This is a genomic window from Microbacterium jepli (assembly GCF_047237905.1).
In the GTDB taxonomy this organism is placed as follows: Bacteria; Actinomycetota; Actinomycetes; order Actinomycetales; family Microbacteriaceae; genus Microbacterium.
This window is the reverse complement of record NZ_JBDFLW010000005.1, coordinates 1463677-1486164: the sequence shown is the minus strand read 5'-3', so window position 1 is coordinate 1486164 and position 22488 is coordinate 1463677. Positions and strand designations below refer to the sequence as shown.

The 22488-nt window shown below is 71.2% G+C and carries 23 protein-coding genes; 11 read left to right on the top strand and 12 right to left on the bottom strand.

Features of this window, described 5'->3' with window-relative positions:
* Nucleotides 1-17 precede the first annotated feature (17 nt).
* Nucleotides 18-1397: an HNH endonuclease gene (locus ABC304_RS11205; protein WP_412930695.1), complete on the bottom strand. Its 1380-nt coding sequence runs from the start codon at nucleotides 1395-1397 to the stop codon at nucleotides 18-20.
* Between the two features lie 150 nt (nucleotides 1398-1547).
* On the opposite strand from ABC304_RS11205, the gene ABC304_RS11200 reads away from it, so the two are divergent.
* Complete coding sequence (locus ABC304_RS11200) at nucleotides 1548-2801, top strand: NAD(P)/FAD-dependent oxidoreductase (RefSeq protein ID WP_412930694.1); 1254 nt, start codon at nucleotides 1548-1550, stop codon at nucleotides 2799-2801.
* A 9-nt stretch (nucleotides 2802-2810) separates the two neighbouring features.
* On the opposite strand, the gene ABC304_RS11195 is transcribed toward ABC304_RS11200, so the two are convergent.
* The 3 genes from ABC304_RS11195 to ABC304_RS11185 all read right to left on the bottom strand — a co-directional run bounded on the left by ABC304_RS11195 (nucleotide 2811) and on the right by ABC304_RS11185 (nucleotide 5368).
* Nucleotides 2811-3374 (bottom strand): alpha/beta fold hydrolase, encoded by a 564-nt coding sequence (locus ABC304_RS11195; RefSeq protein ID WP_412930692.1) that lies wholly within the window; start codon nucleotides 3372-3374, stop codon nucleotides 2811-2813.
* 71 nt (nucleotides 3375-3445) lie between these two features.
* Nucleotides 3446-4519, bottom strand: a complete 1074-nt coding sequence (ychF, locus tag ABC304_RS11190) for a redox-regulated ATPase YchF (protein ID WP_412930690.1) — start codon at nucleotides 4517-4519, stop codon at nucleotides 3446-3448.
* 90 nt (nucleotides 4520-4609) lie between these two features.
* Nucleotides 4610-5368 carry a class I SAM-dependent methyltransferase gene (locus tag ABC304_RS11185; RefSeq protein ID WP_412930688.1) on the bottom strand — a complete coding sequence of 253 codons (759 nt, stop codon included), beginning with the start codon at nucleotides 5366-5368 and terminating at the stop codon, nucleotides 4610-4612.
* Nucleotides 5369-5470: 102 nt separating this feature from the next.
* Between ABC304_RS11185 and ABC304_RS11180 the strand changes: the two genes are divergently transcribed.
* Together ABC304_RS11180 and ABC304_RS11175 are read left to right on the top strand one after the other, a co-directional pair.
* A complete protein-coding gene (locus ABC304_RS11180) occupies nucleotides 5471-6127 on the top strand; it encodes a 3'-5' exonuclease (protein ID WP_412930686.1) in 657 nt (218 codons plus the stop codon).
* 75 nt (nucleotides 6128-6202) lie between these two features.
* Nucleotides 6203-7486 (top strand): DNA recombination protein RmuC, encoded by a 1284-nt coding sequence (locus tag ABC304_RS11175; protein ID WP_412930684.1) that lies wholly within the window; start codon nucleotides 6203-6205, stop codon nucleotides 7484-7486.
* A 3-nt stretch (nucleotides 7487-7489) separates the two neighbouring features.
* On the opposite strand, the gene ABC304_RS11170 is transcribed toward ABC304_RS11175, so the two are convergent.
* Both ABC304_RS11170 and glpX read right to left on the bottom strand, forming a co-directional pair.
* A complete protein-coding gene (locus ABC304_RS11170) occupies nucleotides 7490-7705 on the bottom strand; it encodes a UDP-N-acetylmuramyl pentapeptide phosphotransferase (RefSeq protein ID WP_127095870.1) in 216 nt (71 codons plus the stop codon).
* A 222-nt stretch (nucleotides 7706-7927) separates the two neighbouring features.
* Nucleotides 7928-8917, bottom strand: a complete 990-nt coding sequence (glpX, locus tag ABC304_RS11165) for a class II fructose-bisphosphatase (RefSeq protein WP_412930683.1) — start codon at nucleotides 8915-8917, stop codon at nucleotides 7928-7930.
* A 181-nt stretch (nucleotides 8918-9098) separates the two neighbouring features.
* On the opposite strand from glpX, the gene fbaA reads away from it, so the two are divergent.
* A complete protein-coding gene (gene fbaA / locus ABC304_RS11160; RefSeq protein WP_412930682.1) occupies nucleotides 9099-10127 on the top strand; it encodes a class II fructose-bisphosphate aldolase in 1029 nt (342 codons plus the stop codon).
* Nucleotides 10128-10240: 113 nt separating this feature from the next.
* On the opposite strand, the gene ABC304_RS11155 is transcribed toward fbaA, so the two are convergent.
* The 4 genes from ABC304_RS11155 to ABC304_RS11140 form a co-directional block, all read right to left on the bottom strand.
* A complete protein-coding gene (locus tag ABC304_RS11155) occupies nucleotides 10241-10942 on the bottom strand; it encodes an anti-sigma factor family protein (RefSeq protein ID WP_412930680.1) in 702 nt (233 codons plus the stop codon).
* Complete coding sequence (locus tag ABC304_RS11150) at nucleotides 10939-11445, bottom strand: sigma-70 family RNA polymerase sigma factor (protein WP_412930678.1); 507 nt, start codon at nucleotides 11443-11445, stop codon at nucleotides 10939-10941. Before ABC304_RS11150 ends, ABC304_RS11155 begins: the two co-directional genes overlap by 4 nt.
* A gap of 87 nt (nucleotides 11446-11532) precedes the next feature.
* Nucleotides 11533-12099 carry a DUF6264 family protein gene (locus tag ABC304_RS11145; RefSeq protein ID WP_412930676.1) on the bottom strand — a complete coding sequence of 189 codons (567 nt, stop codon included), beginning with the start codon at nucleotides 12097-12099 and terminating at the stop codon, nucleotides 11533-11535.
* Nucleotides 12096-13136: a 4-hydroxy-3-methylbut-2-enyl diphosphate reductase gene (locus tag ABC304_RS11140; protein WP_412932917.1), complete on the bottom strand. Its 1041-nt coding sequence runs from the start codon at nucleotides 13134-13136 to the stop codon at nucleotides 12096-12098. The genes ABC304_RS11145 and ABC304_RS11140 overlap by 4 nt, the downstream gene beginning before the upstream one ends.
* 102 nt (nucleotides 13137-13238) lie before the next feature.
* Between ABC304_RS11140 and xseA the strand changes: the two genes are divergently transcribed.
* From xseA to ABC304_RS11105, 7 genes are read left to right on the top strand one after another with little or no spacing between them, the layout of a single operon-like run.
* The gene (gene xseA / locus ABC304_RS11135; protein ID WP_412930675.1) at nucleotides 13239-14534 is read left to right on the top strand and encodes an exodeoxyribonuclease VII large subunit; all 1296 of its coding nucleotides are present in this window, start codon (nucleotides 13239-13241) and stop codon (nucleotides 14532-14534) included.
* Nucleotides 14535-14564: 30 nt separating this feature from the next.
* A complete protein-coding gene (locus ABC304_RS11130) occupies nucleotides 14565-14798 on the top strand; it encodes an exodeoxyribonuclease VII small subunit (protein ID WP_412930673.1) in 234 nt (77 codons plus the stop codon).
* Nucleotides 14798-15439 (top strand): DUF4245 family protein, encoded by a 642-nt coding sequence (locus ABC304_RS11125; RefSeq protein ID WP_412930671.1) that lies wholly within the window; start codon nucleotides 14798-14800, stop codon nucleotides 15437-15439. Before ABC304_RS11130 ends, ABC304_RS11125 begins: the two co-directional genes overlap by 1 nt.
* Nucleotides 15436-16095, top strand: a complete 660-nt coding sequence (locus ABC304_RS11120) for a carbonic anhydrase (protein ID WP_412930669.1) — start codon at nucleotides 15436-15438, stop codon at nucleotides 16093-16095. The genes ABC304_RS11125 and ABC304_RS11120 overlap by 4 nt, the downstream gene beginning before the upstream one ends.
* Before the next feature lie 28 nt (nucleotides 16096-16123).
* Complete coding sequence (locus ABC304_RS11115; protein WP_412930667.1) at nucleotides 16124-17518, top strand: class II fumarate hydratase; 1395 nt, start codon at nucleotides 16124-16126, stop codon at nucleotides 17516-17518.
* A gap of 39 nt (nucleotides 17519-17557) precedes the next feature.
* Nucleotides 17558-19081, top strand: a complete 1524-nt coding sequence (locus ABC304_RS11110) for a sensor histidine kinase (protein WP_412930665.1) — start codon at nucleotides 17558-17560, stop codon at nucleotides 19079-19081.
* Nucleotides 19078-19734 (top strand): response regulator transcription factor, encoded by a 657-nt coding sequence (locus ABC304_RS11105; RefSeq protein ID WP_412930664.1) that lies wholly within the window; start codon nucleotides 19078-19080, stop codon nucleotides 19732-19734. Before ABC304_RS11110 ends, ABC304_RS11105 begins: the two co-directional genes overlap by 4 nt.
* Before the next feature lie 272 nt (nucleotides 19735-20006).
* Here the strand turns inward: ABC304_RS11105 and phoH2 are convergent, their stop codons facing one another.
* Together phoH2 and ABC304_RS11095 are read right to left on the bottom strand one after the other, a co-directional pair.
* Complete coding sequence (phoH2, locus tag ABC304_RS11100; RefSeq protein ID WP_412930662.1) at nucleotides 20007-21356, bottom strand: RNA 5'-3' helicase PhoH2; 1350 nt, start codon at nucleotides 21354-21356, stop codon at nucleotides 20007-20009.
* Between the two features lie 178 nt (nucleotides 21357-21534).
* Complete coding sequence (locus ABC304_RS11095) at nucleotides 21535-22320, bottom strand: isoprenyl transferase (protein ID WP_412930660.1); 786 nt, start codon at nucleotides 22318-22320, stop codon at nucleotides 21535-21537.
* Nucleotides 22321-22488 lie beyond the last annotated feature (168 nt).

Here is a 22488-nt window from a genome sequence, read left to right as displayed (position 1 = left end):
GTCGCCTTCCCCATCGCTCACGCCGCGACCCTCGGCTCGCGTGAAGCACCGGAAGCATCCAAGAACCTCGCCCGCCCTCCGAGAACGGGCGTTCGTGAAGCGTCGACCGGCGCGGGCGGCACGAACCACACCCTCCCCTGCGTTCCGCTTCCTTCGACGCGGATCTCCCACCCGTCATCGTGGATGCGGTGGTGACAGGACGTGCAGAGCAGCACGCCGTTGTCCAGGTCGGTCGGACCCCCGTCCCTCGCCCACCATCGCAGGTGGTGCACCTTGGTGTGGGAGGGAGGAGAGCCGCATCTGGCGCAGCCGCCATCGCGCTCGACCAGCGCCAGTCGCTGAGCCGTGGTGAACAGCCGCTTGCGGCGCCCCCAGTCGAGGATCTCGCCGTCGCCGCCCATGACGCAGGGGATGACGCCAGCCCCCGCCGCCATCCGGCGCGCCGTCGCGGCGCTGATCGGTGCGGCGATGCCGTCGATCTCCGCGGCGCCACCCGCACCGGACTGGAGGTCGGCAAGATCAATGCGCACGACGACCGTCGCGCCCTCCGCGGGCATGCCGGCGGAGGAGCACCCGAGAGCATGCTCGGCGAGAGTGCTGAGGGCATCGGCCTGCATCTGCGGCACACCCTGCCGCTCGACGGGCGCGCTGTCGCGGTCGGCGTGATCCAGCCGGGCACGCAGCTTCGCTGCGACGAAAGTCTCCAGGAACAGTTTGATCGGCGCGCCGCCCTCGGGATCGAAGACGCCGGTGAGGTGCAACGACCCGTTCGGTGCCTGCCGGAGATGCACGGCGCGGTCGGCGCGCAGAGCGTCCTCTCGAGCGGCCACGCCGTCCGGGTCGAGCCGCGCCTCCGTCCGCAGGATCAGGGTGCCGAGGGCATCGAGGCTGACGCCGGGCGCGGCCTCGACGAGCGCGTACTCGGCTTCGTTCCGCGCGGCCTCGTCGACCTCGAGCGCGACGCGATCGAGCAGCGCCACGATCGCCGCGGCGGCCGGAGCACCGATGGAGCCGGCCGCCAGCGCGGCGGCGACGTGCGCATGACGCGGAGGAAGCGGCTCAGCGTCGAATGCGGAGTGTTGCCGAACCGCATCCCCTAGGCGGACGAATCGCGACGCTTCGCCCGGCGCCAGACCTGTCACTGCGGCGATCATCGCGACAGGTGTCCGATACCCCTGCGTCCTGGCCAGGCCGCTGCCGCCCGAATCCGCACGCGAACGACCGGCGATCTCGGAAGCGACCACCGTCTGCGCGGCGTCGAGAAGGCGCCGGATGAGAGCAAGGTCCCGTTGCACCCGCATCAAGTCGTCGTCGGGAAGATCTCCCAGCCGCCGATCGCCCCACGAGCCCGCACCGGCGCGGGCCGCCGAGGACACGGCGGTGATGGGGTTCGTCATGCCATCACGCTACGCCCGCCGATCGCTAGAGTTTCGAATCTTTGTTCGACGCGTTAACTGCACCGCCCCCAAGCTGGTTGTGGAGGAACTGCCACCGAGACCGCCGCCCGCAACCCCCCTTCCGACACATCCCCGCCCTAGGCTCGACCCGTGACCACCCACGACGTCGTCGTCATCGGAGCGGGCCTCGCCGGACTCCGAGCCGCGACGCGGCTCGCCCGCGCCGGGCGCGACGTCGTCGTGCTCGAGGCCGCGGACCGGGTCGGCGGACGAGAGCGCACTGACGTCGTCGACGGCTTCCTCCTCGACCTGGGCTTCCACGTCCTGAACCCCACCTACCCCGCCGTCCGCCGGTGGGCCGACGTCGAAGACCTCGACCTGCGCGCCTTCCCCGTGGGGGTGCGCGTCCGGCGCGAACGCACGACGGCCGAGCTGCGGCATCCGCTCCGATCGCCCGGGAGCATCCCGCAGACGTTGCGCAGCCGGATGGTGCGTCCTCGGGACCTCGCCGCCCTCGCGCGATGGGCGGGGCCCGCGCTGCTCGCGCCCAAGAAGGTCATCGACGGCGAGGACCGCACGCTCCGCGAGGGATGGAATCGCGCGGGCGTCCACGGCCCGCTGCGCACCGAAGTGCTCGAGCCGTTCCTCGCGGGCGTCATCGCGGACGATGCGGGCATGACCTCCGACGCCTTCGTGCGCCTCCTCATCCGCATGTTCGCCCTGGGGACGCCCGGTCTTCCCGCCGGCGGCATCGAGGCGCTCCCCCGTCAGCTCGCCGATCGAGCCCGCACCGCCGGGGCCGACATCCGCGTCTCGCACCGTGCGACCGGCCTCCTACGAGGCCCCCACGGGGTCGGGGTGACCACGGACGGCGCCGACCCCTTGACCGCCCGGGACGTCGTCGTCGCCGTCGGTCCCGACGTGGTCGCGGACCTCGTCGACGTGCCGCGTCCGGCGACGAAGGGACTGCAGACCTGGTGGTTCTCGACGGATGCCACGCCACCGGCATCCGCTCTGCTCAGCGTCGACGGGCGACGGCGTGGACCCGTCGTCAACACGGCTGTCATGTCGCACACGGTGCCCGACTACGCGCCGCCCGGCCGGGCGCTCGTGCAGGCGACGTGCCTGCTGCCCCGAGACCCGGGCAGCCGCGCGACGGAGAGCGACGTCCGGACGCAGCTCGGTCTCATCTGGAACGACGCCGACGTGTCGGCGTGGCAGCTCATCCGTCGCGACGACCTGCCCGACGCGCTGCCCGCGCAGCCCGCACCGCTGCGCACCACCAGCGCGCCGCAGGTCGCCGATCACGTGTACGTCGCGGGCGACCACCGCGACACCGCCTCGATTCAGGGAGCGCTGGTCTCGGGCGATCGCGTCGCCCGCGCGCTTCTCTCGAACCGCTGACCGGCGGGATCAGTCCCAGTCGAGGTATTCCTCGATGACGAACGCCGTCTCGATGGGATTATCCAGCGGGAAGAGGTGTCCCGCCCCGTCGATGTTCTTCACGCTCGCGCGCTCCGGAGCGGTCGCCTGCAGGCGGATCCCGTTCTCGGGGGGCGTCACGTCGTCATCCGAGCCCTGGATGATCAGCACCGGCAGCAGCGGCGGCAACGCGGACTCCTCGTCCTCGACCCCCAGCAGCAGCAGGCCGTTCGACCGCTCGGCGTGCGCGGCGGCGAACGCACGGGCGACACGGCCGCCGGCGCCGTGTCCGCCGATCCAGGTGTGCGAGAGGCCGATGTGATCGAGCACGGCGACGACGTCCTCGACCTGCTCGTCCACATCCGCGGCACCCGCCCGTGAGCCGATGCGCACGACGTGGAAGCCGGCCTCCTCGACGAGGTAGTGCGAGATGACGCCGAGACCGTCCGCGCCCACGTCGCCCTCGGGCAGGAGCGCCAGCGAGACGGGGCCCTCGCCTTCCACGGCGAACGGGATCGCGCGTCCGTCCGGCTCGTAGATCTGGATGTCGGTCATGCGGGGTCCTCTCGCGTCGCGGGGAATCGGGCGGCGCCTGACGGGGTGAGCGAAAAGCGCACCCGCGGCGATCAGTTGTTGAAGCGGAACTCCACGACGTCGCCGTCGCGCATCACGTAGTCCTTGCCCTCGAGACGGGCCTTGCCGCGCGAGCGGGCTTCGACGATCGAGCCGGCATCGACGAGGTCGTCGAACGAGATGACCTCCGCCTTGATAAAGCCCTTCTCGAAGTCGGTGTGGATGACGCCGGCCGCCTGCGGAGCCTTCGCGCCGCGCGGGATCGTCCACGCGCGCGCCTCCTTCGGACCGGCCGTCAGGTACGTCTGCAGACCCAGCGTCTCGAAGCCGATGCGGGCCAGCTGATCGAGGCCCGACTCGTCCTGACCCGTCGAGGCCAGCAGCTCCGCCGCGTCCTCGGGATCGAGGTCGATGAGCTCCGACTCGATCTTCGCGTCGAGGAAGACGGCGTGGGCGGGAGCGACGAGCTCCTCGAGCGCGGCCTTTGCCGCAGCATCCGTCAGCACCGTCTCGTCGACGTTGAAGACGTAGATGTAGGGCTTGGCGGTGAGCAGGCCCAGCTCGCGGATCGGCGCGAGGTCGATGCCCGACGACGCGAGCAGCACACCGCGCTCGAGCGCGTCCTTGGCTGCGACGGCGGCCTCGACGACGGAGGGGTCGGCCTTCTTGCCCTTGACCTCCTTCTCGTAGCGCGGGATCGCCTTCTCGAGCGTCTGCAGGTCGGCGAGCATGAGCTCGGCGTTGATGGTCTCGAGGTCGTTCTTCGGGTTCACGCCGCCCTCGACGTGCACGACGTCGTCGTCGGTGAATCCGCGGACGACCTGGGCGATCGCGTCGGCCTCGCGGATGTTGGCGAGGAACTGGTTGCCCAGCCCCTCCCCCTCGGACGCCCCGCGGACGATGCCCGCGATGTCGACGAACGACACCGTCGCGGGCAGGATGCGCTCGGAGTGGAACACCTCAGCGAGCTTCCCGAGGCGCGGATCCGGCAGGCTCACGACGCCCACGTTCGGCTCGATCGTCGCGAACGGATAGTTCGCCGCGAGCACGTCGTTCTTGGTCAGCGCGTTGAACAGGGTGGACTTGCCGACGTTGGGCAGGCCGACGATGCCGATAGTGAGAGCCACGGGAGTCCAGTCTACGTGGGTGGCCGCGACGCACCCGTGGCGATGAGGACGAGCGGATACCGCGGCCCCCGCGTCCCGGCGAGCCCGCGTCTACGGCCGGAGCGTGCGGAACGCCTCGGTGCGGTAGGGCAGGTCGACGACCTCTCCGCCGTCCGCGTCCTCGCGGGCGTTCGCGGTGAACAGCTCGTCGACGCCGGCGAGGATGCGTGCGCGCTCGTCATCCGTCGCGGTGATGATGTAGCTGCGCGAGAGCACCATGTCGCGGAGGGCGGTCCGCGAGATCACCCGCGTCCACGTCCACGTCTGCGTCTCGAGCACGCCGAACGGGGGCGCCACCCGCACGCCGTTGCCGGCCAGCATCTCCTCCGCATGGCTGCCGTGCATCACGCGTGTGAGCTCGGCCACCCATGGCACGCTCTCGTCCCTGATGTTCCAGACAAGCCCCAGGACCCCGCCCGGGCGCAGCACCCGCCCGATCTCGATCGACGCCTCCGCCACGTCCACCCAGTGCCAGGCCTGACCGAGCAGCACCGCGTCGACGGCGGCGTCGGGCAGCGGCATCCGCTCAGCCGTCCCGACGAAGGTCGGCACGCCCCGCACGTGTCCCTGCAGGCTGGTGAGCATGTCGGGGTCGGGATCGACCGCGACCACCTCGGCTCCGGTCTCCGCGATGATCCGGGTGAGCTTGCCGGTGCCGGCGCCCACGTCGGCGACGCGCACCCTGACCCCATCGCGGACGACCGGCTCCAGCATCCAGCGCACCGCGGCGGCGGGGTAGTCGGGTCGCCCCGCCTGATAGGCGTCGGCTGCCACCCCGAACGACGTGGACATGTGCTCCCGGTCGACCATGCGAATGAGCCTAGATCGCGGGCCACCACGACACGCCCGGGCCGTCCGGGCGGACCGGCGCGCCTTCCCGGGGTGGCGCGGAGATCGGGTGAGGGTGAGAGCGTGCCACTGAATTTCACCGCCATCGACTTCGAGACGGCGAATTCCAGCACGGCCTCCGCCTGCGCCGTCGGTCTGGCGCGGGTGCGCAACGGACGCGTCGTCGCGACCGCGGGATGGCTGATCCAGCCTCCTCCCGGACACGATCGCTTCTTCGAGCTGAACACCGGGATCCACGGTCTCCGCGCCGCCGACGTCGTGGACGCGAAGACCTGGAGTGCGCAGCTGGACGACATCGTCGCCTTCGCCGGTGCCGACGTCCTCGTCGCGCACAACGCCGGCTTCGATATGGCGGTGCTCAAGCGCGCGTGCGCGGCGACCGGCGATGCCTGCCCTCCGTACCGGTACGCGTGCAGCCTGCAGGTGGCCCGCAACGTCTACACGCTCGAGTCGTACCGCCTGCCGTTCGTCGCGGCGGAGGCCGGCTTCGCGGACTTCGTGCACCACGACCCCATCGCCGACGCGCTCGCCTGCGCGCACATCATGATCGACGCCGCGCGCCGGGTCGGAGCGGCGGATGTCACGGCTCTCGCCGAATCGGCGGGCGTGAAGATGTCGCGCATCCGCGTCGACGAGCCCGACCCGGTGTTCTTCGAGTCCTCCGCCCCCACCGGCGCCGCGCTCCTGGACAGCGGCGTGCTGCAGGCCGCCGTCGCCTGACGGGGTCCTCCCCGTCAGACGCCGTCCTTCGGCGCGCGTCCGGGCGATGTCGGAGGGTTCGGCCAGCATGGCGCCATGGACGCACTCCTCCTCCCCCTCCTGGCCGTCGTGTGCCTCGCGGCCGGCCTCCTCGCCGGCTGGGCTGCCGGCGCCGCCCGGGCGGCGGCGCGCGGCGCCCGTGGGACCGCCGACCTCGCGGCCCGTCTCGCGGCGTCCGAGGCGGCCGGGCATGGGCTGCGCGCCGAGCTCGAAAGGCAGGAGCAGCGCTCCCGGGATCTGCTGGGCCAGGTGCGCGCCGACCAGGCTGCGCGCGAGGAGCGCGAACGGCGCGAGCAGTCGGTGCTGCGGGCTCTGGCCCCCGTGCAGGATGCGCTTCAGTCCATGCAGCACAAGGTCGACGTGCTCGAGCGCGACCGCCACGCCCAGTTCGGCGCGGTCGCCGAGCAGCTGCGCCTCGCCCACGCGTCGGGCGAGGCGCTGCGCGCGACCACGGAGTCACTCGCCGGTGCGCTGCGATCGGGTGCGACGCGGGGGGTGTGGGGCGAGACGCAGCTGCGACGCGTGGTCGAGGCTGCAGGCCTCGCGCGCTACGTCGACTTCGACACCCAGACGTCGATCACGACGGATGCCGGAGCCGGTCGCCCAGACATGGTGGTGCGCCTTCCGGGCGGCAAGGCGCTGGCGATCGACGCCAAGGTGCCGCTGGACGCCTACCTGGAGGCGTCGGCGATTCCGCTGACCGCCCAGGGCGAGGAGGCGGCGCGGCGGCGCACTCTGCTCGAGCGCCATGTGCGGGCGGTCCGCGCGCACGTGGACGCGCTGGCGAAGAAGACGTACTGGGCGGGCCTGGATTCGAGCCCTGAATTCGTCGTGTGCTTCATCCCCAGCGAGTCGCTCCTTGCCGCGGCGCTCGAGGAAGACCCGTCGCTGCTCGACCACGCGTTCGGCCGTCGCGTTGCCCTCGCGTCGCCGGTGAACCTCTGGGCGGTGCTGAAGACCGTCGCCTACACGTGGACCCAGCAGGACGTCTCGCGCGAAGCACGCTCGCTCTTCGAGCTCGGCACCCAGCTGTACGACCGGCTGTCGGGCCTCGCCGGACACGCCGATGACCTGCGCCGGGCGCTCGAGCGGACGGTCGAGAGCTACAACAGGTTCGCGGGAACGCTCGAGTCCCGCGTGCTCGTCACCGCGCGGAAGTTCCCCGGAATCGATCAGACGCGCCTCGACGCGCTGGACTCACCGGCGCTCATCGAGAAGTCGCCGCGTCACCTCGTCGCACCGGAGATGCTCGAGGGCATCGACCGTGAGACGGGCGCCGACGTGGGCGCCCTGCGCGAACGGCTGGGCGCGGAAGACTGAGGGTCAGACCCCGGCGCCGCCGGGGACGAAGCTGAGGAGGGCGATGACGGCCAGCGAGACGCCGACGAAGGCGCCGATCATCCACCACGCGCTGGCCTGGTGACCCTCGTCACGACGGACGCGGAAGAGGACATCGGGGCGACGGGCGGGATCGATCGCATCGGCGATCACGGCCTGTGCGCCCGTCTGGGGTGCAGAGCCATTCAGCTGTGCGGACATCATCCATCTCCTCGAGATCCTCGGATTCAGCGTCCTCATCGACTCCACAAGCGATTGTGCCAGACAACCCTGAAGATCAGGCCGCAGCCGCCGACACGCCGCGAACCGCCGGAGCCGCCCCGTGACGGGACGCAGGACGTGTCCCGTCATGAGACGTCGGAGACAGGGCCGAGTACTGCGCCGACCTCGAGCCCGGGAGTCAGCGCACGGGCTGTCGCGGCCTCACAGCCACTTGGAGGCGAGGTGCTCCGAGCTGATCCGGCGGAGGGTGCCCGAGGCGTTGCGCAGCACGACGCTCTCCGTGTAGACGTACTCGCCCTCGCGGCGGACGCCCGCGACGAGCTGGCCGTCAGTCACGCCCGTCGCGACGAAGATCGTGTTCTTGCCGGTGACGAGCTCGTCCGCCTCGTAGACATGGCCGTCGACCTTGAGCCCGGCATCCGCGCCCTTCTGCTTCTCGTCGTCGTCCCGCGGCCAGAGGATCCCCTGGATGTGCCCGCCGAGCGCCTTGATCGCGCAGGCCGTCACGATCCCCTCCGGGCTGCCGCCGATGCCCACGCACATGTCGGTGCGGGCGTTGTGACGGGCGGCGTTGATGCCGCCGGCCACGTCGCCGTCGGACATGAGGCGCGTGCCGGCACCTGCCGCGCGGATGTCCTCGATCAGCTGCTCGTGACGCGGACGGTTGAGCACCGAGACGACGATCTCGTCGACCGGCTTGCCCAGCGCCTTGGCCAGGAGGCGGATGTTCTCGCCGATGGGGTTGCGGATGTCGACCACGCCGACGCCTGCGGGGCCGGTGACGAGCTTGTCCATGTAGAAGACCGTCGACGCGTCGAGCATCGTGCCGGCGTCGGAGACGGCGATCACCGAGAGGGCGTTCTGCCGGCCGGCCGCCGTCAGCGAGGTGCCGTCGATCGGATCGACCGCGACGTCGGCCTTCGGTCCCTTGCCGTTGCCCACGCGCTCCCCGTTGAAGAGCATGGGCGCGTTGTCCTTCTCGCCCTCGCCGATGACGATCGTGCCGTCGAAGTTGACGGTGTCGAAGAAGGCCCGCATCGCGTCGACGGCGGCGCCGTCGGCGGCCTCCTTGTCACCGCGCCCGATGAAGGGCACCGCGCGGATCGCGGCCGCCTCGGTCGCGCGCACCAGCTCCAGCGCGAGGTTGCGGTCGGGATGCAGAGGGCTCATGTCGCCTGTGATGCTCACCATGGTGCCCACCCTGCCACGATCTTCCGCCGCCGGAGGGCCGGAGTGACCCGCGCCCGCCGAAGGAATCGCGATTCTTTCACCCGGGGCATGCCGGACCTCACGACGGCCTCCGCACGACTCGGCGCGAGGGGTGCCTTCGCTAGAGTGACCGTGGACGTCCCACCAGTGCAAGGAGCCCTACATGCCCGTCGCCACCCCTGAGCAGTACGCCGAGATGCTGGACCGCGCGAAGGCGGGCGGATTCGCCTACCCCGCGTTCAACGCCTCGAGCTCGCAGAGCATCAACGCGATCCTCCAGGGCCTGACCGAGGCCGGCTCCGACGGCATCATCCAGGTCACCACGGGCGGTGCGGACTACTTCGCCGGGCACACGGTCAAGGCACGCGCCACCGGCGCGCTCGCCTTCGCCCGCTTCGCCACCGAGGTCGCCAAGAGCTACCCCGTCACGATCGCGCTGCACACCGACCACTGCCCGAAGCCGGCCCTCGAGGACTTCGTGCTCCCGCTCATCGCGGAGTCGGAGAAGGTCGTCGCCGACGGCGGCAACCCCATCTTCCAGTCGCACATGTGGGACGGGTCCGCCGTGCCGCTCGACGAGAACATCGAGATCGCGAAGGAGCTCCTCCCGCGCATGAAGGCGATCCGCGCGATCCTCGAGGTGGAGATCGGCGTCGTCGGCGGCGAGGAGGACGGCGTGCAGCATGAGGGGTCGAACGAGGCCCTCTACACGACCACGGCCGACGTCGCGAAGGCCGTCGAGGCGCTGGGCCTCGGCGAGCAGGGCCGTTGGATCGCCGCCCTCACCTTCGGCAACGTCCACGGCGTCTACAAGCCGGGCAACGTCAAGCTGCGCCCTGAGCTCCTCGGCGAGATCCAGGAGGGCATCGCCTCTCAATTCGGAACCGGCGCGAAGCCCCTCGACCTCGTCTTCCACGGCGGCAGCGGCTCGACCGACGAGGAGATCGCCCTCGCGGTGCGCAACGGCGTCGTGAAGATGAACATCGACACCGACACGCAGTACGCCTTCACCCGCTCGGTCGCCGGCTACATGTTCCAGAACTACGACGGCGTCCTGAAGGTCGACGGCGAGGTGGGAAACAAGAAGGCCTACGACCCGCGCGCGTGGGGCAAGGTCGCCGAAAGCGCCATGGCCGCCCGCGTCGTGCAGGCCACGCAGCAGCTCGGCTCGCACGGCCAGTCGAAGAGCTGACGCAGAACAGCCGACAGCAGACAGCACGAAGCCCGGTCCTCCGCAGAGGGGGCCGGGCTTCGTCGTCCCTACCAGCACCGGCGGCCACCGAGCGCGCAGCGGCCGACGGCGTGTCAGCGCCCGTCGACCTCCGCGCGCATGAGCACCGCCCCGGTGGTCATCGAGCGGATCTCCATGCTCTTGATCTGATCGCGGCCGAGCGCGGTGCCCGCCGTCACCCAGGCGTGGCTGTCGGGCCACGACCGCCAACTCGACACCTCGGACTCGGTGCCGTCCTGCCCCGTGACCACCAGGGCGTAGGGCCACCCGTCCGCCGGCGGCTCGACGTCGCCTCCGCTGCCGTAGGCGCAGTCCAGGTCGATGCGCGTGCCCCACTCCACCGGGTCGAGCTCCACCGACGCCGTGATGGGCGCATCCACGAGCTTCTCGAAGGCCACCGTCTCGAGTCGCGGCGTCTGCGACGAGATCGCCGCCGGGACGGCGATCGCGGCGACGACCAGCAGCGCCGCGGCCAAGGCGAACACGCCCCACCGCAGCCGCCGCCGACGACGGGTGTCGGCCTGTCCTCGTCGAATCAGCGCGTCGCGCCCGGCGGCGGCGTCCACCGCTACGGCATCGGCCGACAGCATGGTGAGCGCGTGATCGGCGTCGACCCGCGACAGCAGCCCCGTGACCGGGGCGAGCTCGGCGATGGCGGTGCGACACACGTCGCACCCCTCCAGGTGGGCCTCGAACGCGCGGCGGTCCGCGGGGCTCAGCGACCCGAGGACGTAGGCCGCATCCCATTCCGCGAAGCGCTCGTGATCGGCGTTCATCGTGTCACCCCCTTCTCCTGCAGGGCCAGGCGCAGGGCGCGCAGGCCGTAATGCAGCCGTGATTTGACGGTCCCCTCGGGGATGTCGAGCTCGTCGGCGATCTCCCGCACGCTGCGGCCGCCGTAGTAGGCGCGCACCACCACCCCGCGGTGGTCCGGCCCGAGGCTCGCGAGCGCGTCCTCCACCAGCATCGTCTCGAGGATCGCGTCGGTCCGGTCGGCGGCCGCGCGCTCCGGCGTCTCGGCGGTGACGTGCTCGTGACGGCGGCGCGCGCTGCGGGCCTCGTCGATGACGAGGTTGCGCGCGACGGTGAACATCCACGACCGCGTCGTCTCCGGGCGGTCGGCCATGATCCGCGGCGTACGCCAGGCGCGCAGCAGCGTCTCCTGCACCACGTCGTCGGCGCCGGCGTGGTCGCCGGTGAGGCTCACGACGTAGCGCTGGATGTGCGCGGCGTGCGCGTCGTAGAGCGCCACGAGGCGCGCGTCGTCATCGCGGGGCATCACGACCTCCTCGAGGACAACACGAGGCGGAACGGGAAATGGTTCACCGGATGCCGCGGCCCCCGCTCCATCGCTGCCGCACGCGTCTCAGGAGGCGCGCAGGAAGTAGCCCATGATGGCCGGATCTCCGATGAGGGCGCAGGTCAGGCAGACGGTGAGCAGGACGAACGCGAGGACGGCGCCGGTGAGGGGCACCCACCACGTGCGTCTCCCCCGCCGGAACAGCAGCACGACGACCAGCACGACCGCGAGGTAGACGGCCGCGTAGGCGACGGCGCCGATCGTGCTCCACAGCTGGCCCTGGGCATAGTTCGTGAACGTGCCGTCGATGCCCGCGACGCGCATGAACTCCTGCGCGAACGCCGGGAAGTCGCTCAGCTGGACGGCGGTCACCACCACGTTGACGAGCCCGTACCCGAGCAGCACGAGGGTGACGATCATGTCCACGCGGCGGCGGGCTGCCGCGGTCGCGGGGGCGACCGAGGCCGCCGCGCTGGGGGCGGGCCGGGCGGACTCGATGAGCTCCGGCGCCTGACCGGTGTCCAGGGCGTACGTCGCGTCGGGCTGGGCGATGCGCGCGCGCTGCTCCTCCGGCGTCGCGTACTGGCCGTAGAGGGGCTGCGGCCGCGCGTCGCCGCGAGGCTGATCGGTCATGCCCGCGTCCGCCCACCCAGGGCGCGCTCGTCACGCCGGCCCGCGGCATCCGATCGCAGTTCCTTCGGCAGCGAGAACTGGAGGTCCTCCTCGGCGGTGCGCACCTCTTCGACGTCGCCGTAGCCGGCACCGGCGAGCTCCTCGAGCACCTGCTGGACGAGCACCTCGGGCACGGAGGCGCCGCTGGTGACGCCCACCGTGCGGACGCCGTCGAGCCATTCCTGGCGCATCTCATCGGCGTAGTCGATGCGGTAGGCCGCCTTGGCGCCGTATTCCAGCGCCACCTCGACGAGCCGCACGCTGTTGGAGGAGTTCGCAGAACCGACGACGATCACCAGATCGGCGTCCGTGGCGACCTTCTTGATGGCGACCTGGCGGTTCTGGGTCGCGTAGCAGATGTCATCCGACGGCGGATCCTGCAGCTCGGGGAAGCGCGCGCGGAGACGGCGCACCGTCTCCATGGTCTCGTCCACCGACAGGGTGGTCTGCGAGAGCCACACCACGCGGGAGGGATCGCGCACCTCGACGACGTCGGCGTGCTCCGGCGAGTTGACGACGGTCACGTGCTCCGGCGCCTCGCCGGCGGTGCCCTCGACCTCTTCGTGGCCCTCATGGCCGATCAGGAGGATCTCGAAGTCGTCGCGCGCGAACCGCACCGCCTCGCGGTGCACCTTGGTCACGAGCGGGCAGGTGGCATCGATCGCCTGCAGCGAGCGATCCGCCGCGGCGTTCACGACCGCGGGCGAGACGCCGTGCGCGCTGAAGACGACGTGCGACCCCTGAGGCACCTCGTCGACCTCGTCGACGAAGATGGCGCCCTTGGCCTCGAGCTCGGACACCACGTGGATGTTGTGCACGATCTGCTTGCGCACGTACACGGGCGCGCCGTAGCGCTCCAGCGCCTTCTCCACAGCGACGACGGCGCGGTCGACACCCGCGCAGTATCCGCGGGGGGAGGCCAGCAGGATCCGCTTGCGTCCTTCGACGGCGTTATCCTGGAGGCGCTCGCGCCGCCGGGGAATGCGGGGAACGGGCATTCGTACGGCCGGTGTGCTCACCTCTCGATTCTACCGGGGCGCTCCCGTGCGCCGGCCGAGAGGCGGCTTCCGCGGGTCGCACCGCCCACCACGAGGAGAAGCGTGACGACGTTCCAGCCCGACACCGTGCCGGGGCAGCCGCCTCCGCCCGACTCGGTGCACCCGCGCGACTCCGCCCCCGCCTCCCCCACCTCGGTCTCGCGGCTCAACGACACGATCCGCGGCTTCATCGAGAAGTGGGGCTCGGTGTGGGTCGAGGGCGAGATCACGTCGTGGAACGTGCGCGGCGGCAACGTCTTCGGCCGGCTGAAGGACGGCAGCACCGACGCCACCATCTCGTTCCGGCTCTGGTCGAGCACGCGTCAGCGCCTGGCCGACGACCTCGCCGTCGGCGACCACGTCATCGCCTGCGTGAAGGCCGACTACTTCCCGCGCAGCGGAGACTTCACCTTCGCCGTCTCGGCCATGCGCCACGTGGGTCTGGGCGACCAGCTCGAGAAGCTCGAGCGCCTGCGCGTGGCCCTGCGCGCCGAGGGCCTGTTCGATCCGGCCCGCAAGCGCGCGCTGCCCTTCCTCCCGACGGTGGTCGGCCTGATCACCGGCGAGAAGTCCGACGCGGAGAAGGACGTCCGTCGCAACGCGGAGCTGCGCTGGCCGCAGGTGCGCTTCCGCACCGCCTACGCCGCCGTCCAGGGCGACCGCTGCGTGCCGGAGACGATCGGCGCGCTGAAGGCGCTGGATGCCGACCCCGAGGTCGACGTGATCGTCATCGCCCGCGGCGGCGGCGACCCGCAGACCCTGCTGGGCTTCAGCGACGAGCGGCTGCTGCGCGCGGTCGCGGCCGCCTCGACCCCGGTGGTGAGCGCGATCGGGCACGAGAACGACCGCCCGCTGCTGGACGACGTGGCCGACCTCCGCGCCTCGACCCCCACCGACGCGGCCAAGAGAGTCGTGCCGGATGTCGCGGAGCAGCGCGCGATCGTCGCCCAGCTGCGCTCGCGCCTCACCATGCGCCTGACCCAGCGGGTCACCACCGACATCGCGCACCTCGAGCAGCTGCGCTCCCGCCCGGCGCTGCGCAACCCCGCCGGCATGCTCGACCAGCGCGCGCAGCAGCTGTGGATGCAGGTGAGCCGCGGCCGCGACATCATCGGCCGTCGGTGGGATGCCGAGACCCGGCGCGCCGCCGAGCTGCGGGCGACGCTCCGCGCCCTCTCCCCCGCCTCGACCCTCGCCCGCGGCTATGCCATCGCGCACCTCGCGGACGGGGTCATCGTCCGTGACGCCGCGCAGGCTCCCGCCGGCGCGCGCCTCACCGTCACGGTGGGGCGTGGCTCCATCGCTGCCCGCTCCGAGGGCGAGATCGCGGAGGGCGACGGCGCGTCGGGCGACGGATGAGCCCGGTCGGCACGGCATAGACTGGACGGCATGTCCGCTACGACCGAGGGTGTGTCTCCCGCGTCGTCGCTGTCGTTCGAGCAGGCCCGCGACGAGCTCGTGAGGGTCGTCGCCGAACTCGAGCAGGGAGCTCCCACCCTCGAGGAGTCCCTCGCTCTGTGGGAGCGCGGAGAAGCGCTCGCGGCGCGCTGCGAGGAGTGGCTCGTCGGCGCGAAGCGCCGCCTCGACGCGGCGCGCGAGGCCGCCGGCGACACGGAGCGATGATGGCCCGCCCCCCGCGGATCGTCGCCGAGCTGGGACGCCCCGAGACGCCCGGCGAGCAGGCCGACCGCAAGGCCGAGTCCTCCCGCATATACCGGTCGAGCCAGACCGCCCGCAATCTCATCGCCGCACTGCTCATCACCCTGGCCGTCGTGGCGGTGGTGATCTTCGCCGTCCCGCGCGGAGGCCCGCCGCCGCAGCCGTCCATCGACGTCGCCGCCGTCGCCGGCGACCTCGGTGCCAGCAGAGGGCGGATCGTCATCGCCCCCGTCGTGCCGACCGACTGGCGCGTGAACGTCGCAGAGATCGAGGGCGGCGACGTGGAGGCGTGGACCGTCGTCTACGTCCCCGGAGAAGACGCCGGCTACCTCCGCGTCGCGCAGGGCTTCGACGCCGATGCGGGCTGGCCGGGGCGCACCCTCACCGGCGGTCGTCCCGACGGGACCGTCGAGTACGGCGGCGTCACGTGGGACCGTTACCGTTTCGACGACTCCGGCGCGTCGGGGAACGTGACCGCCGCGCTCAGCGTGCAGGCCGGGACCGACATCGTGCTGATCTACGGCGCCACCGACGACGCCTCGCTGGCCACGGCCGCGGAGGGTGTCGCCGGCGAGGTGCGCCGGCTGCAGGAAGGAGCGAGATGATCGACGTCAGGCCGACCCCCGCCGAGGTCTGGGCGGAGATGCAGCGCGGCAACGCCCGCTTCGTCGCCGGCGAGCCGCAGCATCCCCGACAGGATGTCGAGCGCCGCGCAGAGCTCGCGTCGGGTCAGCGACCGGATGCGGCGCTCTTCGGCTGCTCGGACTCCCGTCTCGCGGCCGAGATCATCTTCGACAAGGGACTCGGCGACCTCTTCGTCGTGCGCAACGCCGGTCAGGTCATCTCCGACTCGGTGATCGGCAGCCTCGAGTACGCCGTCGCGGTGCTGGAGGTGCCGCTCATCGTGGTGCTCGCCCACGACGCCTGCGGCGCCGTCGGCGCGGCGATCGAGAGCACCGGCGTCGACGCGCCCACGCTTCCCGCGTACATCTGGCGTCAGATCGCCCCCATCGTCCCGGCCGTCCGCCGGGTCATCCGCCGCGGTGCCGACGAGGGGCTGCATTCCGATGCGATCGACGCCGACGCGGTCGGCCTCGAGCACCTGCGGGCGACGGTCACGGAGCTGCTGCGCTCCTCCGAGCTGATCAGCGAGGCCGTCGCCGACGGCCGCGTCGCGATCGTCGGGGCCAACTACCGTCTCGGGGAGGGCACCGCCGTCCCCAGCATCATCGTGGGCGACGCGAGCGACGCGAACGCCTGAACGCCGTACACACAGGAGGAACGACGACGTGACCGACACCGACTACCGCATCGAGCACGACACCATGGGAGAGGTGCGCGTCCCGAAGGACGCGCTCTACGCTGCGCAGACGCAGCGCGCCGTGGAGAACTTCCCGATCTCGGGCGATCCGCTGGAGTCGGCGCAGATCGTGGCGCTGGCGCGGATCAAGAAGGCCGCCGCCCTCGCCAACAAGGAGCTGGGCACCCTCGACGGCGCCATCGCCGACGCGATCGCCCGCGCCGCCGACCTGATCATCGCGGGCGAGTACGCCGACCAGTTCCCCATCGACGTCTACCAGACCGGCTCGGGCACGTCGTCGAACATGAACATGAACGAGGTGCTGGCGACCCTCGCGAGCCGCGACCTCGGCTCGCCGGTGCACCCGAACGACCACGTCAACGCGTCGCAGTCCTCCAACGACGTCTTCCCGACGTCGGTGCACATCGCCGTCACGCAGGAGCTCATCGACGACCTCATCCCCGCGCTCGACCACCTCGCCGTGGCGCTGGAGGAGAAGGCGCAGGAATGGGCGTCGGTCGTGAAGTCCGGACGCACCCACCTCATGGACGCCACCCCCGTCACCCTCGGCCAGGAGTTCGGCGGCTACGCCCGTCAGATGCGCTTGGGCATCGAGCGCGTGCAGTCGGTGATCCCCCGCGTCGCCGAGGTCCCGCTCGGCGGCACCGCGGTGGGCACCGGCATCAACACGCCGCTCGGCTTCCCGCAGAAGGTGCTCGAGCTCATCGTGGCCGACACCGAGCTGCCCATCACCGAGGCCAAGGACCACTTCGAGGCCCAGGCCAACCGCGACGGCCTGGTCGAGGCATCCGGAGCCCTCCGCACCATCGCCGTCTCGCTCACCAAGATCAACAACGACATCCGCTGGATGGGCTCCGGCCCGAACACCGGACTCGGCGAGCTGCACATCCCCGACCTCCAGCCCGGCTCCTCGATCATGCCGGGCAAGGTCAACCCGGTCGTCCCCGAGGCGACCCTCATGGTGTGCGCACGCGTGATCGGCAACGACGCGACCATCGCCTGGGCGGGCGCCTCGGGTAGCTTCGAGCTCAACGTCGCCATCCCCGTCATGGGCACGGCGCTGCTCGAGTCGATCAGCCTGCTCGCCAACGCGACCCGCCTGCTCGCCGACAAGACCGTCGCCGGTCTCGAGGCGAACACCGAGCGCACCTCGGCACTGGCCGGCATGTCGCCCTCGATCGTCACCCCGCTCAACAAGCTGATCGGCTACGAGGCCGCCGCGAAGATCGCGAAGCACTCCGTCGCCAAGGGCATCACCGTGCGCGAGGCGGTCGTCGACCTCGGCTACGTGGAGCGCGGCGAGGTCACCGAGGCGCAGCTCGACGAGAAGCTCGACCTGCTCTCCATGACGCATCCGGGATGATGTCCGTCGCGTAGAGCGTGAAGGGGCGATAATCGAGGGGTGACCCGCACGCCTCGACCCGTTTCGGCGCGCGTCCGCATCCTGGGAGCCATTCTCGCCGTCGCGTGCGTCGGACTGGCGATCGTGGGCAGCGTGACGTTCGTCGTCCAGCGGGAGCGCGTGCTGGAGGAGATCGACGACCGGCTCGAATCGCAGGTCGCGATCGTCGACGCCGTCTCGGGTCAGCGCGATGACGATCCGTCGACGAACACGTCGGGCACGCCGATCGCCACGGAGACCCTGGATGCCGCGACCTACGCGAGCCTCGACGAGTTCCTCCGCGCGGTGGTCGCCCGTCTCGTGCCCGCACGCAACGAGGCGTCGCTCGCGATCGTCGACGGCAGGGCGATTTTCCGCCCGGTCACCCTGACGGGCTTCGACGTGTCGGGCGACCGGTCGTTCATCGACCGCGTCATGGCGAGCACCGCCGGGTCCGAGGCGCCCGTGCTGGGTGCGGCCGAGACGATCGAGGGATCGCTGCGCTACATCGCGATCCCGCTCCGGGTGCCGGGCGACGACCGCACGGGCATCTACGTGCGCGCCATCGACCTCGACGCCGAGCTGCAGCCGGTGACGACGTCGATCATCACCTACTCGATCGCCGCCGGCGTGGTGCTGCTGTCGATCCTCGTCGTCGGCTGGTTCGTCGCCGGGCGGCTGCTCTCGCCGCTGCAGCGGCTGCGCGACACCGCGGACTCCATCACGCTGACCGACCTCGGCGCGCGCCTGCCGGCCGAGGGTAATGACGACATCACCGACCTGACCCGCACCGTCAACTCCATGCTCGACCGGCTCGAAGGCTCGGTCGACGTGCAGCGCCAGCTGCTCGACGACGTGCGGCACGAGCTCAAGACACCCATCACCATCGTGCGCGGGCATCTCGAGCTCATGGACCCCCACGACGTCGAGGACGTCGCCAGCACGCGCGACCTCGGCATCGCCGAGCTCGACCGCATGACGCGGCTCGTGGAGGACATCGACCTGCTCGCCGCCGTCGACGGCGAGGACTACTCGATGAAGCAGGTCGACGTCGACGACCTCACCGACCGCGTCGGCGAGCTCGTCGCCGTCATCCCCGGCCACCCCTGGTCGGTCCAGCAGCGTGCGCACGGCGTCGTGCTGGGCGACGAGGACCGCCTCCTCCAGGCGTGGCTGGCGCTGGCCGACAACGCCTCCAAGTACACGCCGTCCGGCTCCCCCATCGAGATCGGCAGCGTCACCGATGACGTCGAGGCGCGACTCTGGGTCAAGGACCACGGGCCCGGCATCCCGCCCGCGGAGCGCCGTCGCATCTTCCGGCGCTTCGACCGGGCGCAGGGCAAGCGCACGGTGGGCGGGTCGGGGCTGGGGCTTGCGATCGTCGAGACCATCACCAAGGCGCACGGCGGTCACTGCTCCGTCGGCGACACCCCCGGCGGTGGCGCCATCTTCACGATCCACGTGCCTCTCGAGCACGTGACGGCCGAGTTCCCCGCGCCGGTGCGCGCGGGAGACGTGGTCCTGCAGCGAGAGGCGTTCGGATGACGTTCATACTCATCGCGGAGGACGAGCCGCGCATCGCCTCGTTCGTACGGAAGGGCCTCGAGAGCGCGGGCTACCGTGCGCAGGTCGTGGAGGACGGCGCGGAGGCGCTGGCGGTCGCGCTCGAGGACGAGGTCGACCTCGTGCTCCTGGACGTCGGGCTGCCCACCATGGACGGCTTCGAGGTGCTGCGCCGCCTGCGCGGACAGGCATCGAGCGTTCCGGTGATCATGCTGACGGCACGTTCCAGCACCCGCGACACGGTCGACGGGCTGGATGCCGGAGCCAATGACTACGTCTCGAAGCCGTTCACGTTCGATGAACTCCTCGCCCGCGTGCGGTCGCGGCTGCGCGAGACGGTGGCGAGCCCCAGCATGGCCATCGTGCGCGGCGACGTCACGCTGGATGTGCTCGCACGCCGGGCGACCGTGTCAGGCCGTGAGATCGACCTGTCGGCGCGCGAGTACGCGCTCGCCGAGCAGTTCCTGCGCAACCCGGGTCAGGTGCTCAGCCGCGAGCAGCTGCTCAGCCGCGTCTGGGGACTCGACTTCGATCCGGGGTCCAACGTCGTGGACGTCTACGTCCGGTACCTCCGCGGTAAGTTCGGCGCGCACCACATCACCACGGTCCGCGGAGCGGGCTACCGCTGGGACTGACGAGCCGCGGCATCCGCTCGTCCCGCAGGCGAGGTCGCGGGGAAAGAGAAGAGCCCCCGGCGCTGGGGGGGCGTCGGGGGCTGTAGGACTTCAGAGCGGGGGACTCTGAGCCATGTCAGTCGCGCGGGTCACGAGGACGGGCGACTGCTCTTCATCTCTGTCGGACGACGATGGGGGATCGCCGCCGTACCTCTATGTTCCCAGATCGCCGGCCGCAGACGGGGTTATTGCGATGAGAATCCCCTCATGCTACGGCCGGCCCTCCGTCGGCCTCAGGCGAGCTCCCCCGCCTCCAGCAGTTCGGTCACGAGCGCGGCGATCGCGGAGCGCTCCGAGCGCATGAGCGTGACGTGCCCGAACAGCTCGTGATCCTTGAGCGTCTCGATCACCGAGGCGATGCCGTCGTGGCGTCCCACCCGGAGGTTGTCGCGCTGTCCGACATCGTGCGTGAGGACGACGCGCGAGTTCTGACCGATGCGACTGAGCACCGTCAGGAGCACGTTGCGCTCGAGCGACTGCGCCTCGTCGACGATCACGAACGCATCGTGAAGCGAGCGGCCGCGGATATGGGTGAGCGGCAGGACCTCGAGGAGTCCGCGCGCGAGCACCTCCTCGACGACGTTGCCGGACACGACCGAGCCGAGGGTGTCGAAGATGGCCTGCCCCCAGGGGTTCATCTTCTCGTTCGCGTCACCGGGGAGGTAGCCGAGCTCCTGGCCGCCGACGGCGAAGAGCGGACGGAACACGATGATCTTCCGCTGCTGCTGACGCTCCAGCACCGCCTCGAGCGCGGCGCACAGGGCGAGCGCCGACTTGCCCGTGCCGGCGCGGCCCCCCAGCGAGACGATGCCGACCTCCGGGTCGAGGAGGAGGTCGATCGCGATGCGCTGCTCGGCCGAGCGGCCGTGCAGGCCGAAGACCTCGCGGTCGCCGCGGACGAGCTTGTACGCGCCGTCGCCGGTGACCCGGCCGAGGGCGGAGCCCCGCTCGGAGTGGATGACCAGGCCCGTGTTGATCGGCAGCCCGCGCACGTCGTCGCTCATCGCGACGTCGCTCTCGTAGAGGTCGCTGATCTCGTCGCCGGAGACGTCGATCTGGGCGATGCCCGTCCAGCCGGAGTCGACGGCCTGCTCCGCGAGGTACTCCTCGGCGGTGATGCCGAGCGACGCGGCCTTCACGCGCATCGGCAGGTCTTTGGAGACGACCGTCACCTCCTGGCCGTCGGAGGCCAGATGCATGGCCACGGCGAGGATGCGGCTGTCGTTGTCCCCGAGGCGCATGCCCGAGGGGAGCACCGACGCGTCGGTGTTGTTGAGCTCGACGCGGAGCGTGCCGCCCTCCCCCACCGGGACCGGGAAATCGAGTCGGCCGTGCTCGACGCGCAGCTCGTCGAGGTGACGCAGCGCCTGCCGGGCGAAGTAGCCGATCTCCGGGTCGTGGCGCTTGCCCTCGAGCTCCGTGATGACCACGACCGGGATGATGACGGAGTGCTCTGCGAAGCGGAAGAACGCCCGCGGATCACTCAGCAGGACGGAGGTGTCCAGCACGTAGGTGCGGAGGTCCGTGGCGCTGTGGTCCTGGTCGAATCGGCTCTGCTGCTGCTGTGCTGCTCGTGTGGTCATGACCCACTCCCGACCCGGGATGTCTCCCGGCAGTCACGAGTCGACCTGGGTCACGAGTCGCGATCCGAACGGCCGACCCGACGGGCGCCTTGCCCGTTGTGATGAACGTACGTGGAGGCGCCGACACCGGCCACCGCGACACGCTGACGGCAGGTTACGGCCGTGTGAACGTCCTGGGTCAGCTGCCGTAGCGGCGATGGCGCGAGCCGAAGTCGCGGATGGCGCGGAGGAAGTCGACCTCGCGCAGGTCGGGGCCGAGCGCCTCGACGAAGTAGAACTCGGAGTGCGCGGACTGCCAGAGGAGGAAGTCGCTCAGGCGCTGCTCGCCGGAGGTGCGGATGACGAGGTCGGGGTCGGCCTGCCCGCCGGTGTAGAGGTGCTCGCCGATCTGCTCGGGGGTGAGGCTGGCCGCCAGCTCCTCGAGTGAGCCGCCGTCGCGGTCGTGCTGAGCGATGATGCTGCGCACCGCGTCGACGATCTCGCTGCGGCCGCCGTAGCCGACGGCGAGGTTCACGTGCAGTCCGGTGTGGTCGCGCGTGCGCTCCTGCGCCTCGGCGAGCGACCGAGCCAGCTCGGGCGGCAGCAGATCAGCCCGGCCGACGTGCTGCACGCGGAAGTCGCGGTCGCGCGAGAGCTCGTCGGCGAGGTCGGCGATGATCTCGATGAGATCGGACAGCTCCCGCGAGTCGCGCTTGGTGAGGTTGTCGGTCGAGAGCAGGTAGAGCGAGACGACCTCGACGCCGACGGCGTCGCACCACTCGAGGAACTCGTGCATCTTGGCCGCCCCGGCGCGGTGTCCGTGCGCGGCGGTCTCGTAGCCGAGCTGGCGCGCCCACCGGCGGTTGCCGTCGATCATCATCGCGACGTGATGCGGCACGACGTCCGGCGAGATGCGCCGACGCAGGCGGTTGATGTAGAGCCGATAGAGGGGTCCCCTGCCCTCATTCGCCGAGACGCTCGTCACCGGTACAACCTACCGCGCCCGCCGGGGAACCGCCCGGGGCGTCCGGCAGGGGCACGGCAGCGGCCCGCGGGGCCCGCAGTCCCCCGGCAGTGGCCGGCAGGTGCCCGAGGCGGCATGTCGCGCGGCGTATCCTCGTCACCATGACTTCCCGCGAGCAGCTCGACGACG

Bases quoted from the DNA above. Each gene is read 5' to 3' on its own strand.
- ABC304_RS11155 (WP_412930680.1), bottom strand. From the start codon at position 10,942: ATGAACGCCGATCACGAGCGCTTCGCGGAATGGGATGCGGCCTACGTC.
- ABC304_RS11140 (WP_412932917.1), bottom strand. From the start codon at position 13,136: ATGCCCGTTCCCCGCATTCCCCGGCGGCGCGAGCGCCTCCAGGATAAC.
- fbaA (WP_412930682.1), top strand. From the start codon at position 9,099: ATGCCCGTCGCCACCCCTGAGCAGTACGCCGAGATGCTGGACCGCGCG.
- ABC304_RS11185 (WP_412930688.1), bottom strand. From the start codon at position 5,368: ATGGTCGACCGGGAGCACATGTCCACGTCGTTCGGGGTGGCAGCCGAC.
- glpX (WP_412930683.1), bottom strand. From the start codon at position 8,917: ATGGTGAGCATCACAGGCGACATGAGCCCTCTGCATCCCGACCGCAAC.
- ABC304_RS11205 (WP_412930695.1), bottom strand. From the start codon at position 1,397: ATGACGAACCCCATCACCGCCGTGTCCTCGGCGGCCCGCGCCGGTGCG.
- ABC304_RS11170 (WP_127095870.1), bottom strand. From the start codon at position 7,705: ATGTCCGCACAGCTGAATGGCTCTGCACCCCAGACGGGCGCACAGGCC.
- ABC304_RS11150 (WP_412930678.1), bottom strand. From the start codon at position 11,445: ATGCCCCGCGATGACGACGCGCGCCTCGTGGCGCTCTACGACGCGCAC.
- ABC304_RS11130 (WP_412930673.1), top strand. From the start codon at position 14,565: ATGTCCGCTACGACCGAGGGTGTGTCTCCCGCGTCGTCGCTGTCGTTC.
- ABC304_RS11105 (WP_412930664.1), top strand. From the start codon at position 19,078: ATGACGTTCATACTCATCGCGGAGGACGAGCCGCGCATCGCCTCGTTC.
- ABC304_RS11125 (WP_412930671.1), top strand. From the start codon at position 14,798: ATGGCCCGCCCCCCGCGGATCGTCGCCGAGCTGGGACGCCCCGAGACG.
- ABC304_RS11195 (WP_412930692.1), bottom strand. From the start codon at position 3,374: ATGACCGACATCCAGATCTACGAGCCGGACGGACGCGCGATCCCGTTC.
- ABC304_RS11175 (WP_412930684.1), top strand. From the start codon at position 6,203: ATGGACGCACTCCTCCTCCCCCTCCTGGCCGTCGTGTGCCTCGCGGCC.
- ABC304_RS11120 (WP_412930669.1), top strand. From the start codon at position 15,436: ATGATCGACGTCAGGCCGACCCCCGCCGAGGTCTGGGCGGAGATGCAG.
- phoH2 (WP_412930662.1), bottom strand. From the start codon at position 21,356: ATGACCACACGAGCAGCACAGCAGCAGCAGAGCCGATTCGACCAGGAC.
- ABC304_RS11145 (WP_412930676.1), bottom strand. From the start codon at position 12,099: ATGACCGATCAGCCTCGCGGCGACGCGCGGCCGCAGCCCCTCTACGGC.